A 14754-nucleotide genomic window follows, 5' to 3' on the forward strand; every position below is an offset into this window, starting at 1 on the left:
CTTTGCCGTCGCAGGCAAGGTGGATTTTGGTGGTCAGTCCTCCGCGGGATCGGCCGAGGGCGTGATCGTCCGGTTCGTCCGGCCGGTGAAGCCCCGTTACCGTCTTCGTGGCCTCGCAATGAGGCTCCCGGCCTTCGGCCCTGGTATGACTTGAGCCCCCAGTCGAGATGATCGAAAAGGTGGTGTCGCCGGTGCCGGAGGCATTGGCAGACCGCTGATTAGAGGCACGAGCGCCCCTTGGGCAGTCTCTTCGTAACGTGGATGCCGGCACGCTGATGCCGCAGTGAGGCCGGGGAACAGCCGAGCACGGGAGCGAAGGGCATGTCGGACGAGACTGGCATCGACATCTATCTGGGCCTGGACGTCGGGAAGGGTGACCACCACGCCACCGCCGTGAACCGGGTGGGGAAGAAGATGTTCGACAAGCCGCTGCCCAACAGCGAACCGAAGCTGCGGGAGCTGTTCGACAAGCTCCAGGCCCAGCACGGAACGGTAATGGTGGTCGTCGACCAGCCGGCTTCCATCGGGGCCCTGCCGCTGGCGGTCGCCCGGGACGCGGGCTGCCAGGTCGCCTACCTGCCAGGACTGACGATGCGACGGATCGCCGATCTCTACCCCGGTGAGGCGAAAACCGACGCCCGCGACGCGTTCATCATCGCGGATGCCGCCAGGGCGATGCCCCACACCCTGCGGACGATCGATCCAGCGGACGAGACGGTGGCCGAGCTCGCGATGATCGCCGGGTTCGACGACGACCTCGCGGGCGAGTCCACTCGGATCGCCAACCGGCTCCGCGGTCTTCTCACCCAGATCCACCCATCCCTCGAACGGGTCCTGGGTCCGCGGATCCAGCACCCGGCCGTGCTCAAACTGCTGGATCAATTCGGATCTCCGGCCCAGATCCGCAAAGCCGGACGCCGCCGCCTGGTGGCCTTGATACGGCCCAAAGCGCCGCGGATGACCGAGCGGCTGGTCGAGGACATTTTCGCCGCACTCGACCAACAGACCGTCGTCGTCCCGGGAACGGACGCCGCCGCGCTGATCGTCCCCAGCCTCGCCAGCTCGCTCCAATCCGTTCTTGACCAGCGAAAACTCCTCGCCGCCCGGATCGAGGAACTCTTGGAGGCCCACCCTCTTTCCCAGGTCCTGATCTCGATGCCCGGCATCGGGATCAGGACCGCGGCCCGCATCCTCATCGACGTCGGCGACGGCAGCGGCTTCGCCACCGCCGGCCACCTCGCCGCCTACGCCGGCCTCGCACCCGTGACCAGGAACTCCGGGTCCTCCATCCGCGGCGAACCCCCCTCCCGCCGAGGCAACAAACAGCTCAAGAGGGCCTTCTACCTCGCCGCGTTCGCCTCGCTGTCCCAGCCCGAGTCACGCGCCTACTACGACCGCAAACGCCGCGAGGGGAAACACCACATCGCCGCCCTCATCGCACTCGCCCGACGCCGCCATCGACGTCCTGTTCGCCATGCTCCGCGACGGCACCTTCTACCAAGCACCCACACCGGCTACGGCTTGACGAAAGCCATAGAGGCACCTTTTTTAGGCCCTGTCGGCCGGAACTCAGGGGCCGAGTACGACCGCCGGGACCTCGCGCTCCAGCACGGCGAGCGCCTTGGCGTGGCTCCCCACGGCGTCGTAGTCGAAGGTGAAGGTCACCACTCGGACCTGGCCGGCCAGCGGCTGGAGCAGCTCCCACTGCCGTATCCGCCGGGCGGGGCGGTCCGGCAGGGGTGCCTCGGTGTCCGTGCGGCGCAGGGTGCAGCCGTTGTCCAGGGCCGCACCGGGGGTGCCGGGCGGGGCCGGGTCTGTGTCGGCGATCCTGGCCCGCACGGACAACCGTCCGATGCCCGGGGCGTCCGCGGTCGTAGCGCCGTCGGCGGCCAGCACCGCCCAGTGCGCCGGCACCCGGAAGCGCGCCAGGCCCCGCAGGTGTGAGACCTCCTGCAGATCCTCCTCGGGCTCCGCAGCGTCCAGGGCCGCTGCACACAGGGACCGCACCCGGTGCAGTGCGGCCTCGTGCCCGGGCAGCACACGGGCGACCGCCTCGTACACGGCGACGGCCTCCTCGCCCAGGCGGCGCACCTCCGCCAGGGCCTGCTCGCCGTGAGCCTCGGCCAGCAGGCCGCACAGGCGGGCCTTGGCATCGGCCGCCTCCAGGGCCGTCTCGTGGACGGACACGCCGCCGTCCGCCGGGCCGTGCAGGAAACCCCCGGCGGACCACAACGCGACTGACGCGGCGGCCTCCTGGGGGCCGACGCCGGGGATCAAGGAGTCGTAGGCCTCGACGGCGCCGCGGGCGGCCAGGATGCTGTCGGCGACGGCGCCGTTCATGGCCTGGATCATCGCCTGGTTGTAGAGGATCGAGGCGAGCACCCGCACATGCTGTGGGTCGTCGGGCTCGGCCTGCCGCAATCGCCGGACCGCGGCCTCCGCTGCGCGGCTGCTCTCCAGCGCCTGCCCGGGCCGCCGGCCCCGCATGTGCTGGATCGCGGCCATGCTCTCCTGCTCCGCCGTTCTGCGCAGTCGTCTGGAGCTCAGTGACACAGACCACCCCCCGGGGCCATGCGGACGCGGAGGGCGTCACGCTGGACCACCGATTGTGCAGCCCGCGCGGACAGCAGAACCAGAGGTTCGCCGTAGCTCCGCCGGGAACTGCAGGAATGCCGTCTGGCCCGGGAGGAGGTGGGTGCCTGGGTGGTTTCCCCATACAGGTCCAGGACCTTCACCCCCGAGACCCGGATGCCTCTCTACCTCTGCAAGCCGCGCATCCCGTGGCAGCGCGGCACCAACGAGAACACCAACCGGCTGCTACGGCAGCACCTCCCCAAGGGAGCTGACCTCCGCGCGTTCAGCCAGGCCGACCTGGACGCCATCGCCCAGCAGCTCAACCATCGTCCACGCAAGATCCACGGCTACCGCACTCCCGCGGAGGTCTACGCTGGCCTCTTGAACAGCTGTGATGCGCTGACCGCTTGAGCTCGCCACCGTTTGACGACAGATGGGAAGCCGGGGAAGCCGACCTGACGGCTCGGATCACGGCCTGTCAAAACTTCTGACACTAGTACCGGTTTCCTGGTCCGCTCCTCCTCGGACCCCGGTATTCACTCTTCCCCAGCGTCGTGGTCGAGGCGCTCGCCCTGGCGGCCGGGCTCGTCGGCGCCGCAAGGTCGGAAGCGGGCGAGGTACGCCAGGCTTGACCCGCGGCGTACGGTCAGGTGGAGGCCGGCGGCGTCGGCGAGTCGGTGCAGTCGGCCGAACGAGATCCGCCGGGTTCGGCATATCCGTAGGCACCGCCCACGCCTACATCACCGCCGTCGTGCGGCTCCTCGCCGACCGGGCGCCGGGCCTGCCCAGGACCCTGCGCGAGCACGACCCGGACTACGTGCTCCTGGACGGCACGCTCAGCGAGTGCGACCGCCTGGGCGACGGACGCGCCGATTACTCCCACAAGCATCGGCGCCACGGCGTTAGCGTGCAGGTGGTCACCGATCCCGAAGGCCAGCTTCTGTGGATCTCGACGGCCTTGCCGGGCCGTGCTCACGATCTGACCGCCGCACGCACCCACAGCATCATCCGAATCTGCGAACGCCAGGGCGTCCCGATCGTCGCCGACCGCGCCTACATCGGCGACGGCGCCTGGGCCACCACCGCCATTCGCCGCCCGCCCAACGACGAACTGTCATCGACCGAACGGACGCTGAACCGGGCACTCGCCCAGGCTCGCGCTCCTGTCGAACGAGGCATCGCCCGCTTGAAGTCCTGGCGGATCTTCCGCCGGAGCCGCTGCAGCCCAAACCGTATGACGGACATCGCCGCCGCGGTCCTCACCCTGGAGAGGCAACGCTGAAGAGGCTCACTGACTGTGCATTTCAAGGCAACTCGTTCAACATCGCAGTCAGTTTCGAGCAGGCGGGGTTTTGCTGGAAATCTGGGTATCGTTGCGTGATAAACTCCAGAATTCCATAACAGAATCCGGATACGGCCGCGGAAAGTTCATGAAGGTTACACGCCGCGCGCACCGGGTCCCACGACCTCTCCATCACCACCTTTTCACCATCGGGTACGAAATGAATCAGCAAGTCATTCTCCGTAAAGCTAACCCTTCCGGGATTCCCTTTTTGGATTTCCTTTGCCGCAGAAAGGAGACAGAAGGCGAAGTCTATTGCCGGGGTCCCGGGCAGCACTTCTTCGCCGAATGCATGCGTACAGATGCCAACGGTCACCGGAAAGTAGTCATATCGCAAATCCATCTCGCTTGCCCGTGCCAGCTTGGCCAGCTCCTTACTGGTGGGCTCCTTCATCGTTTCTGGGACAAAGGTGAATTTAATCATCATTCTCCAAATTATCACATGAATCGCCACATCGCCCGTCGCCCACACACCCTATAGGAGTAATGCGGGCGACGAGTGCGGCAACGTGGGTGAGCCTTATGGGATCGGGTGGGCGGTCCTCAGGCTACCATCTGGATTGAGGACTACCCTGATGCCGTACGCCCTATTGGAACCTAGCCCGCGACTCTGCAAGTTACTCAGAATTCCGACGCCGTCAGGACCAGCATTGATTCGCCCCTCATAAACGTATCCGCCACGCTCGCCATTGGGCTTCGCAGGGTTATTATTCACGACATCTTGAATCCACTGCTGCACCTTTCTACCCTTTCCGATGAAAGCACCCTTGGTCTCTGGGTTGTACTCGCTACCACCGATGCGATGCCGATCCAGGACGTGCTGCCAGCCGTCGTAGTCGTCTGTCTTCCAGATGACGTCCGGGTTCTGCGCGCCTGGATCAATCGTTTCGCCGCCTCCGCTGCTTGCGTCGGCATCCGCTTCGCGGAAGGCGCGGCCGAGTTTGTCCGAGCCCGAATTAATCTGTGATTGACCGAAGACAACGACTCCGGCGCCGCCAGCGATCGAAGGAGCACCCACTTCGCACAAAACCACGACGCCGCATTCAACTACCCCCGATGCGCCCAGGACAGTGCCGCCGCCTTCACTGAGGCCCCCGAAGACGGTTTGAATAAGACCCGGCAAGAAGTCGGAATTCCCTCCAAGACTGGACAGGTAGTTGCCGACGTAGCTGTTGCTGTCACCAGGCCCCATGACCGGGGCGCTGCAGTCTTGCGGAAGCCCGGTGCGGGCGCAGCGATTTCCGTTGTTGCTGGTGCCGCTGCCAGAGCTGACGTTTCCGGAGCTGCTCGTGGGCGCCGTTCCTGAGCCGTGATAGCTCAGGTGTTGCTCTTCGTATTGGGTGTTGGCGGATTTTCTCGGCGCGTGGGGGATGGTTCCGGGTGTGTTGTTCTCGTAATCGGGGCCCGGTCGGGTCGGGCAATCCACCTCCGCGCACAATCCGGTCGGGTCGGCGCTAGTCGTGGGTGTGTTGTTGGCGTAGGCGTAGCCGTTGAGGGACTGGTGCTGGTCGAGGGTCAGGAGGGGGTCGACGCTGAGGAACTGGCCGATGGTGGGGTCGTATTCGCGTGCCCCGATGTCGGTCAGGCCGGTGGTGTCGTCGGCCGGCTTGCCGAGGAACGCCTTGTCGTCGGGCCAGGATGCCGGCTTGGTGCCGCGTGGGGTGCCGAAGGGCGTGTTGTAGCGCTTGGTGACTGCGTAGGTGTTCGCGTCGAGGGCGATGCTGGACGTGCCGTGGTGGTCGGCAGCGAGGAAGCTGAGCTTCGTGCCCGTGACTCCGGATGTCGCCGTACGGACGGCGATGGTCTGACCGTTGGCTGTGTAGGAGCGTGTGCCGGAGACGGTCTTGGTGGCGCCCTTGGTGGTGAGGTGGAGTTCTGTGCCGGCGCCCAGGTAGAGGATGGCTTCGCCGTCTCCCTTGGCGCGGCGGATGAGCAGGTCGCCGCCTGCGTCGTAGAGGTAGCTGGTCTCCTTGGTGCCCTCGGTGAGCTTGGTCAGGTCGCCCTCGGTGTTCCAGGCGAGGGTCTGCTGGGCGGTCGGTCCGGGGCGGGAGGTGGTGTTGCCGGTGCTGTCGTAGGAGTAGGTGGCCGCGCGGGTGCCGGTGGTCTTGTCGAGTGTGTGCGGCTTGTTGTCGGTGGTGTCGTCGTAGGTGTACGACGTGGCCTTGTCGCCCGTCGGGGTGTGCTGTGTCTCCGTCTTGCGCTGGCCGGCGTTGGTGTATGTGTAGGACGTCCAGTACGGGGCCGCTCCGTCGAGGTTGGCTACCGTCCGGCCGGAGGTCGAGCAGTCCGCGGTCTTCGAGGTCCAGGCGTCGCTCAGGCGGCGATTGCCGTCGTAGGCGAAGCACTGGTAGTCGGCCTTGGCGGTGCCTCCTTGCGTGGTGGCGTCGAAGATGGAGGTGACGTTGCCGGCGTCGTCCTGGGTGAACTTCAGCTCCTGCGGCATGTAGCCGTGCACGTCGTCGGTGACGTAGGAGCGGGTGAGGCGGCGGGTGCCTTCCTCGTAGTCCCAGGTGAGGTAGGCCTTCTTCGCCGAGGCCGCGCCGTCCATGCCCAGGGTGAGCTGGCGCAGGTCACCCTGCGGCGAGAAGGCGGCACCTTGCAGGTAGCCCGTGGTGCCCTTGGCGGTGAGCTGCCCTCCGAGCGCGTTGTAGGTGTAAGAGACTCCCTCTGCGGCCAGGCCGCCTACCGCCGGGGCGGAGTACTGGCTGATCGAGCCGTCCAGGTTGTAGCCGGTAGAGAACGACAGCGTCTTCGGCACATATCCGCCGGAGACAAGGGGCTCCGTGTCGGGGAGGATCAGCTGGTTGCCGGTCGCGTGGTACATCGCGTCGAAGGCGGTGACCTTCTCGGTGTACGCCTTTCCGGTCACGCCGCCGTCGTACCGCGTGGCGGTGTCCTGCTGGCCCTTGGCGACCTGGTCGTATCCCCAGGTGGCGAGTTTGTTCGCGTCGGTCTTGTCCACCTGCCACAGGTCGGTCTTGCGGCCGAGGTCGTCGTAGGCGTAGATGAGCTTCTTCGACGCGTCGTCGTTGGGGGTGGTACTGACGACCTGGTCGAGGCTGTTGTACTCGGTGGCGGTCTTCCCCTTGTCGGGGTCGGTCGCTGTGACCTGGCGGCCGAAGAGGTCGTAGGTGTAGGACCACTTCGTCTGGTCGGGACCGGTGATGGTCTTCTGCTGACCGGCAGGGGTGTAGGTGAAGTCGGTCGTCGTGAAGTCGGTGCCGGTGGGCTTGGGGCCGGCGTACTCCCGGCGCTGGGTCGTCCGGCCGAGCGCGTCGGTGACCACGGCGGTCGCCTGGCCGCCGGCCGGGGCGCTGGTGGCGACGGTGTCACCTGTGTAGGTGGTGTCGGTCGTCCATCGGGTGACGCCGTGGACCTTGGTCACGGCCTTCGTCGCCCGGGCCGCTCCGTCATACGTGGTGTCCGTTTGGACGGGGGCCTGTCCCCCGTCGATGTCCGCGGCCTGGGAGCTGGGCGGTGAGGTGCTGTCCCAGATGTCGGACTGCTGGCTGACCGCGAGGCCTCGGGCGTCGTAGAGCGTCAGGGAGATCAGGCGGCCGCCCTGCGGGGTGGGCGACTGGGTCTGGCGCGTGCGCAGCAGGGAGTCGTAGAACTCGTAGGTGGTGTTGTAGCCGGATCCGTCGTTCTTGAGGGTCCCGGTGGAGACCCAGGACAAGCCTGAACCGGTGACGTGATAGTCGTAGACGTAGTTCGGGGTCTTGCCCAGCACCTTGGAGCGGTTGGGCAGCCAGAGCTTGGTGATGCGGCCGAGGCTGTCGTACTCGCTCTCGGTGACCTTGCTGTTCGGGTCGGTGGCCTTCAGGGTCGCGCCGGTGGCGAAGTCCAGCGCCGCGCTGACTTTGAAGTGCTTGGCGTCTTCGGTCACCGTCGAGGTGAGCGGTCCCGCATCGGCCGGCGCGTAGGTGGTGGTGGAGGTGGCCAGGTCGTTGGTGTCGGTGACGGTCTTGGGTCGCCCGAGGGTGTCGTAGGTCGTCCCGGACAGCTTCTGCCAGGTGGGGGCGCCGTCGCTGCCGTAGCCCTTGGCGCGGCCCTTCCAGGTGGCGTCGCCCTTGGTGGGTTTCTGCGACGCCGACCAGGTGGTGGCGGCGCTGTCGTCGTAGACCGTGGCGGCGTCGGAGACGACGTCACCCGGGCGTTTGGAGTCGGCCGGCAGGTCGAGGGCGGAGTCGGCGGTCGTGCACGGCTGGGCGACGGTGCGGGTGCGGGAGACGAGGGAGTTGATGCCCTTGTCGTCGTTGCGGGCGTACCAGGTGCGGGTGCACGTCTCGTCGCCGCTGGCCGCGTCGTCGCCCTCGTCTTCGACGGTCTCGGCCATGCCGTAGTCGTCGTAGGTCGTCTTGACGGTGTGCACGCGGTCGTACGGGGTGAGCTTGCTGGTGATGTTGGTGCGGGTGTGGGTGGCGCTGGTGCGTACGTAGTACGCCTCGGTGTCGGCGTACGACTTGTGCTGAGTCGCGGTCTTCTTCGACCACGGGTCGTTGATGGTTCCGCCGACTTCCGTGCCGCCGTCGTAGGTGGCCGATTCGCGGGTGAAGCCTGCGTACTGCTCGGAGTCGGTGATCTCGCCGGCCTTGATGCCTGAGACCGTGACGGTCTTGCGCTTGTCGGGGTCGGGGGTCTTGCCGTCTGCGCCGAGTACCCGGTCACCGTTCATGCCGCGCAGGTAGACCGTGGTCTCCTTGCTCTGCGTGCCGGTGGAGACGCCGGTGAGGTGGGTGACCTGCTGGTAGCCGCGCCAGACGGACCAGGTGCGTTCCTTGGCTGGAGTCAGCGGGTCCTCGTCGTAGTGCCAGGCGCCGCCGCCTGTGTACTGGTAGCTGTGCTGTACGGCTTCCGAGCCGCCCTGCGGATCGGAGGTGGACACCGAGCTGACCGGGTACTTCTGGAACCAGTCAAGCTTGGGGTCCGTCTCGCCGTTGGGTGACCAGTAGACCGGGTAGCAGCGCCTGGTGTTCTCGTCCAGCTTCGGCTTGCTGCCGCCGGCGGTGCAGTCCGCCTCTTCGTAGGAGACGATCGTCTGAGCACCGGTCTCCGAGGTGACGGTCTTCAGGCGGGGCTTGTTCAGCGGCAGGATGTCGTCCGCTGCGCCGTCCACCCGGTTGGGCAGCATGACGTGGCTGAACTTGACGGGGTCGAGGGACAGGTCGGTGCCGCGCTTGCCGGTGTGCTTGATCTCGTCGAGCCAGAGGGACTGGTCGGTGGAATCGCCTGTGTCACCGGGGTCGAGGTAGAGCTGCTTGAGGGACCAGACGTCGACCGGTTCGAAGGCGGGGGTGGAAGCTGCCGCGTTCCAGGCGTACGTGGTGATTGCCGTGAGCCGCTTGCGGGTGAAGAACGAGGGGCCTACGTTCCCGGTGCATTTGTCGCCGTCTTTGCAGATGGAGTCGAACGGCACGTCCGGCCAGTTGTCCCGGGTGTCCTTGGTCAGCGAGTCGCAGCCGCTGCCCGAGGCCAGGCAGCGCTCGTCGTAGGAGAGGACGACCTTGTCCGAGGCGGCCGGGGAGGCGGAGAAGAGGGTGCCGGCGCGCTGGCCGTAGCGGATCTCCTTCAGGTAGCCGCCGCGGACGTAGTCGGTGCCGGTGTTGTCGTCTCCGAGCATGTCGTAGTTGTTGTGCTCGGCGGTGTACCAGTATGACTCGGCGTTGCCGTGGGTGTCCTCGACGTAGTCGAGGTTCCAGCGCCAGGCCTGTGTCTTGTGCCGGCCGGAGAAGGAGTCGCCGCTGCTGTAGCCGGGTTCGCCTTCGTCGTCGCCGAAGACGGGCACTGTCCACACCGACTGGGTGCGGTCGTCGGAGCCGGCCCCGTCGAGCTTGTTCAGGCCGAAGACGTACTTGGTGCCGTCGCCGGTGACGACCGTCCAGTACTCACCGTCGTCGTCGCCGTTGTCGGCGCCGGTGGAGTGGGTGACGGTTGAGGCGTCGTCGTCCTTCAGCCGCCACTTGCCCGTGGTGTCGTCCTTGACGAGCTCGGTGGATCTGCCGTTGAGGACGAGGGAGGCGTTGTCGTACTTCCAGCACAGGTCGTACTTGCCGTCCTGGCCGTCGTCGTCGCAGGAGCCGTACTTGCGCTCGATGTAGGAGGAGGTGAGGTCGAAGCCGGTGCCGAGCTGGCTGCCCTGGTTGTTGGAGTTGGCGGTCTGTCCGTCGACGGCTCCGGAGTCGTACGAGATGGACAGGTCCGGCTGGGGGCCGGCTGCGGCCGGGGGTACGCGCAGGGGGTAGGACCAGGTGAAGGAGCCGGACGAACCGCCCGCCTCCCATGTCGAGGACGGGGACAGCGGTGTCGCCTTGTAGTCACCGGCGCCGGACTGGGCGCCCGCTGTGACGGCGAGCAGCATGGGCCGGACGCCGGAGGAGAAGGTGACCGGTGCTGTGAGGCTGTCCTTCGCACGGTGGTTCACCGTGTCCATGGGCAGTCGCCGGTGGCACTTCGCGGCGGCCGGGTCCTTTAGGGCGCAGTCCGCAAGGCGTGTTATCTGCAGGCGGCCTGCCCAGTCACCGCCGTAGGCGGAGGCGAAGGCCGAGTAGTCGACGCCCAGTCGCGCCGTGCCGCCGGTCTGTGGGCCGGTGAGTTTGAGGACTACTCCCTTGACGCCCAGTTCAGCGGTCGTCTTCTGGTCGAGGACCTCGACGGTGAGGGACTTCGCCCGTTTGCCGCTGCGCGGCGCGGTGACGGTGACCGGCAGGGAGCCGGGAGACGCCTTGGCCGTTCCCTTGCCGGGTACGGCCAGTGACGCCTTGCCGGGCTTCGGCCAGGTGGTCTTGCGCTGCTGGTCGTGGCGGGCCCGGGCGGCGGCCGCCCGGTCGGCCTCGTCGGCTTTCTTGACCGCCGCTGCTGCTTGTTTGTTCACCTTGGCGGTGAAGGGGCTGACCTTGGTGGCGTGCGGGGCCTTCAGATGGGGGCGCCCCAGGGGGTCGGTGTCCGCCGCGGAGGCGAGGGGAGTCAGCATGCCTGGCAGGAGTGCCAGGCCGGTGGTCGCAGCGATACGACGGGACCAGCGTGTTCTGTCCCTGCCCCTGCGCCCTGGTGCCGGCCTGGGTATGCCAAAGGAATTCATGGCGGTTCTTCCTACGCGGCGTCCGGCTGTGTCACGCCGGACGCGTGTCGTTGAAGGGGGATGCGGTGGGTCTTCAGGCGTCTGGTGCCGAGCGGCCCGGTCAGAGGGCGGGCCGCCTCACCGCGTGTCAGGTGGCGTCCGGCGTGTCCAGTACCTGGGAGAGGATCTGGTCGAATCCCAGCGCCCCGGTCCACACCCGCAGTGATTCCAGCGAGCCGGGCAGGTAGTAGCCGGTAGATCCACCGGCCGCTCCTCTGCCCGCCGACAGCACGCCGGTGCCCTGCTGGACGGCGGAGAAGCCGGAGTTGTCCTCGCCGGGCTGTTCGGTCCCGCCCACATACAGGTGCAGTCGGCCCAGCCGGTCCTCGGTTTTCGACGCATCAGCCGGGTCGGTCCATTGCCACGGCTCCTGCGCGTCGAACACGCCCGTGACGTCGACTCCGGTGTTGACCTCGGCGGGATCAGCGGCTGCCACCTCCGCGCTCTGGGTGACCTTGCCGTCCGCTCCGATGGCTGTGCGGGTGAACTTCCACTGGTAGGTGTCGGCAGCGGGCTTCACCACCCACAGCGCCCAGGAGGACTCTCCGCCGCTCGCCTGTCCTGCCACCTGAGCCTGGTAGCCGACCGGTTTGGCCGCCAGTTTGTCGGCATCCAGTCTCACGTGAGCTGAAACGGTGAACGAGCCGGTCTCATCGACCACCGGACCGGCGGCCGAGGCATAGCCCGATGTTCCATCCAGGACGAGGACGTTGTTGTCCGCGTCCAGCACGGCGCCGCTGGAGGACAGCGCCAGCGCCGCAGCGGGGTAGGGGGTGAGCTCCTTGACCTGGGTGCCGGTGGAGGACGTGGCATCCCAGTCGGCAACGAGTTCGTCGGCCGTCACGCCGTCCTGCGCCAGCTGCGCATCCTGGGCGATCTGCTCCGGCGTGAGCGCGTACTGCCACACGGAGACCTCGTCGATACGACCGCGGAAGTTCTGTTCTCCGACCCCGCCTGCGAGCACGCGGCCGAACTGCAGGCCCGCCGAGGACGTCCACGGCTGGTAGGCGGAGGACAGATCGTTGAGCACCACCGGCTTGCCCTGCGGGCGCCCGTTGACGAACAGCTGAATGGTGTCGTTCGCCTTGTCGGTATCACCCTTGGTGTCGAAGACGGCTGCCAGGTGCGTCCACACATTCAGCGGGGGCGGCCCGGAATCGCTGATCGACCGCAGGAATGCCGGGTCCTTGACGTCGGCGGCGCTGCGGTTGAACACCCACTTGTTGTAGGTCGAGGAGTAGTACAGCGTGAAGGACGAGGCGAGGCTGCCCGGGGCGGACAGCACCACGTGGTTCTGTGAGGCGTCGGTGAGGTAGACCCAGGCCGAGACGCTGAAGGAGTCCTTGGTGTTCACCGCCGGTGCCGCGGTAGCGGCGTAGCCGTCACGCGTGGTGTCGCTGCTGCTGTCGTTGAGGTAGAGCGAGTAGTCGGACTCTCCTCGGCGTCCGAGCGTGGACCAGCCGGCGTGGGAGGTGTAGAGCGTGGCGTCGTGCCGGGTGCCCTCCGTCGCGGTGTCTTTGGCGACGGTCGTTCCCGACCCCGGGGCTGCGTCGTCGAAGTGCCAGCGGCCGACCGCTCCGGCGGCAGGGGCCACCTTGAAGACGAACTCGGCGGGCGTCCCCCACCGGTTGTGCACGTCTTTGGCCCGCACCGACAGGACCTGTGTGCCGGCGAGCGGTGGTTTCACGCCCGTGACTTGGACCTTGAGATCACCGGAGACCTGCTTGGCCGGGGTGGACAGCAGTTTCCACTCGTAGGCGGTGTTGTCGGTGTGCCCGTTGACGATGTCGGCCGTGTTGGGCTGGAAGGTGAAGGAACCGGGCACTCCCGGGCCGCCCTTGCCGTCGCACAGGTCGGCGGTGCACTCGGTATAGGGCGAGCCGGCAGTGATGCGCGGCGCCTTGGGTGCGCTTGAGTCGACCTTGAAGTAGCACCAGGAGCTGTAGGGCGACCAGAGGTCACCGCTTTTCCCGTTGTACGACCAGTGCGACTGAGTGCGCGCCTTGTAGCGGTACAGGCCACCGTCGGCACGGCTGCTGGTGCGCATCTTCTCCAGCGTCTCGTCCGGGTCCCAGCCCGTGTCGGGCCGATGGCCGGTCCACACCTGGTGCCAGGCCGCGTCATCGCCGCGCTCCACCACGAACTCGGCCTGCAGTGAGCCTTCCTCATCACCCTTGTGGGCCTCGACCAGCGTCTGGACTCGGGCCTGGACCATCGGATCCGTTCGGGTGACGACCAGCGGATCGGAGGAGGACTTGTTGCAGTAGGCGGTGGTGCCGTCTCCGGGAATGACACCGACGCTGGTGGGTACGCCCGGCTTGTAGGCGAAGGTGACCTGCAGTTCGGCGCTGTCGTCGAACCGCTTCCAGGCGCGCGGGTCGCTTTCATCCTTCGCACGCAGCATGAGCGTCAGCCGGCTGATCTTGCCGTCCGCGAAGGAACGGACGGTGCTCGTGAGGTTCTCGTCCGACTCATCGGGGTTGTCATTGAACTCAATCCATGAGTCCGGCTGATCGGGGCTACACAGTGTGCCGCGTCCCGCGGAGACGTAGCGGTCGCCCATCAGGTCCAGCTGCTTGGGGCCCGGCCATGTGGTGCCCTCGGAGATGTTGTCGGTGCGGACCAGGTCCACCCAGTGGGCATCGCAGTTGAACGACCACGTCTCATGGGCCCGGAAGGTGGCATCCAGTACCTGCTTGCCGGCCAGTTTCGTGGGAGCGAACTCGAAGTACATGCGATCGACGTAGCCGCCGCCGCAGTAGTAGCCGTCGGCCGTACCGCACTTGCCGACGCCCTTGTCGCCGTCGAACATCCAGAACTTGTCGCCGTCCGAGGAGATCTTCGTGCGTTCCGAGACGCCCAGGCCCACGGAGGGGTCGATGTAGACGGGGTAGACGGTGTCCTTGCCGCGGAGCAGACCCAGGTCCGGGTGGACGGCCACAGCGCCGTCGTCGACCTTCACCGGCAGAACTGCGGTGGAGTCGCCTTCACCCGGCTGCGACGGGTCGTCCTGCGCCTGACCGTCCGCGGGCCCTCCAACGTCGGTGCGCATCAGCTGCGTCTGCGGGCCTGATTTGCTGTCACCGGACGAGTCCCACATCTGGCCGGCCGGCCCACGGAAAACGGCGTTGCCGTTTTCATCGATAGCGCGCAGACCGCCGCCGACTCCAGGCACCACGGACAAGCCGTCCCCGGACGCAGTCAGCTTGACCTGTTCCAGCGCCGGGTTCTGCGCCGCCTCGGGCGTCTTGACGACGAGAACTTCCCGGTAGCTCTCAGCCGTGGCTGTCAACTGCAGGTCGACCCCGTCGAAGACGTTCGCATAGGTCGCTGTCGCACCGTTCAGGGTCGGTGCCGGCAGGACTCCAGGCCAGCCGAGAGTGACAGAACGTCCGTTCTTGCCCAGCTGGATCATGTCCGATCCGGAGCCGCCGCCCGAGAAAGACAGATCCACCACAGCGCCCTTGGGGGCTACCCGGCCGTCCTCGCGGCGCTCCAGTACGGGATCCACCGTCCCCCACCCGCCGTCCTTCTCCTTCACCCGCTGCGGGCTGGCGGACTGCGTCAGCGTGAACGAGCCGTCGGGGTTCGCCCTGGTCGTGGAGTACTCAGTGCGGTCCGCCGTCACCTCCACAGGCTCCCCCGACGCCTGAGCACGCGCTGACGCGGTGGTCTCCCCCAGCGGCCCGGTCTCTGCTGCCGCGCTGGACATCGGAAGGGC

General features: G+C 67.1%; 4 protein-coding genes and 3 pseudogenes. 3 read left to right on the forward strand and 4 right to left on the reverse strand.

Translation table 11 applies throughout. The features are described from left to right. The first annotated feature begins 321 nt into the window (after positions 1-321). Positions 322-1525 (forward strand): annotated as a pseudogene (locus ACWCV9_RS36525) (IS110 family transposase). A 44-nt stretch (positions 1526-1569) separates the two neighbouring features. On the opposite strand, the gene ACWCV9_RS36530 reads toward ACWCV9_RS36525, so the two are convergent. Continuing rightward, complete coding sequence (locus tag ACWCV9_RS36530) at positions 1570-2505, reverse strand: hypothetical protein (RefSeq protein WP_450793202.1); 936 nt, start codon at positions 2503-2505, stop codon at positions 1570-1572. A gap of 234 nt (positions 2506-2739) precedes the next feature. Here ACWCV9_RS36530 and ACWCV9_RS36535 point away from each other — a divergent pair. Together ACWCV9_RS36535 and ACWCV9_RS36540 are read left to right on the forward strand one after the other, a co-directional pair. Next, a pseudogene (locus ACWCV9_RS36535) lies at positions 2740-2985 on the forward strand (IS30 family transposase); the annotation flags it as partial. A 286-nt stretch (positions 2986-3271) separates the two neighbouring features. Further along, positions 3272-3856, forward strand: a pseudogene (locus ACWCV9_RS36540) (transposase family protein); the annotation flags it as partial. Positions 3857-3878: 22 nt separating this feature from the next. Here ACWCV9_RS36540 and ACWCV9_RS36545 read toward each other — a convergent pair. The 3 genes from ACWCV9_RS36545 to ACWCV9_RS36555 form a co-directional block, all read right to left on the reverse strand. After that, the gene (locus ACWCV9_RS36545) at positions 3879-4343 is read right to left on the reverse strand and encodes a hypothetical protein (RefSeq protein ID WP_450793204.1); all 465 of its coding nucleotides are present in this window, start codon (positions 4341-4343) and stop codon (positions 3879-3881) included. 93 nt (positions 4344-4436) lie between these two features. Next, entirely contained in the window at positions 4437-10994 is a 6558-nt protein-coding gene (locus ACWCV9_RS36550; protein WP_450793206.1) for an RHS repeat domain-containing protein, read from the reverse strand. A gap of 127 nt (positions 10995-11121) precedes the next feature. Further along, complete coding sequence (locus ACWCV9_RS36555) at positions 11122-14745, reverse strand: LamG domain-containing protein (protein ID WP_450793208.1); 3624 nt, start codon at positions 14743-14745, stop codon at positions 11122-11124. Between the last annotated feature and the right edge of the window lie 9 nt (positions 14746-14754).

Source organism: Streptomyces sp. NPDC001606 (assembly GCF_053596835.1).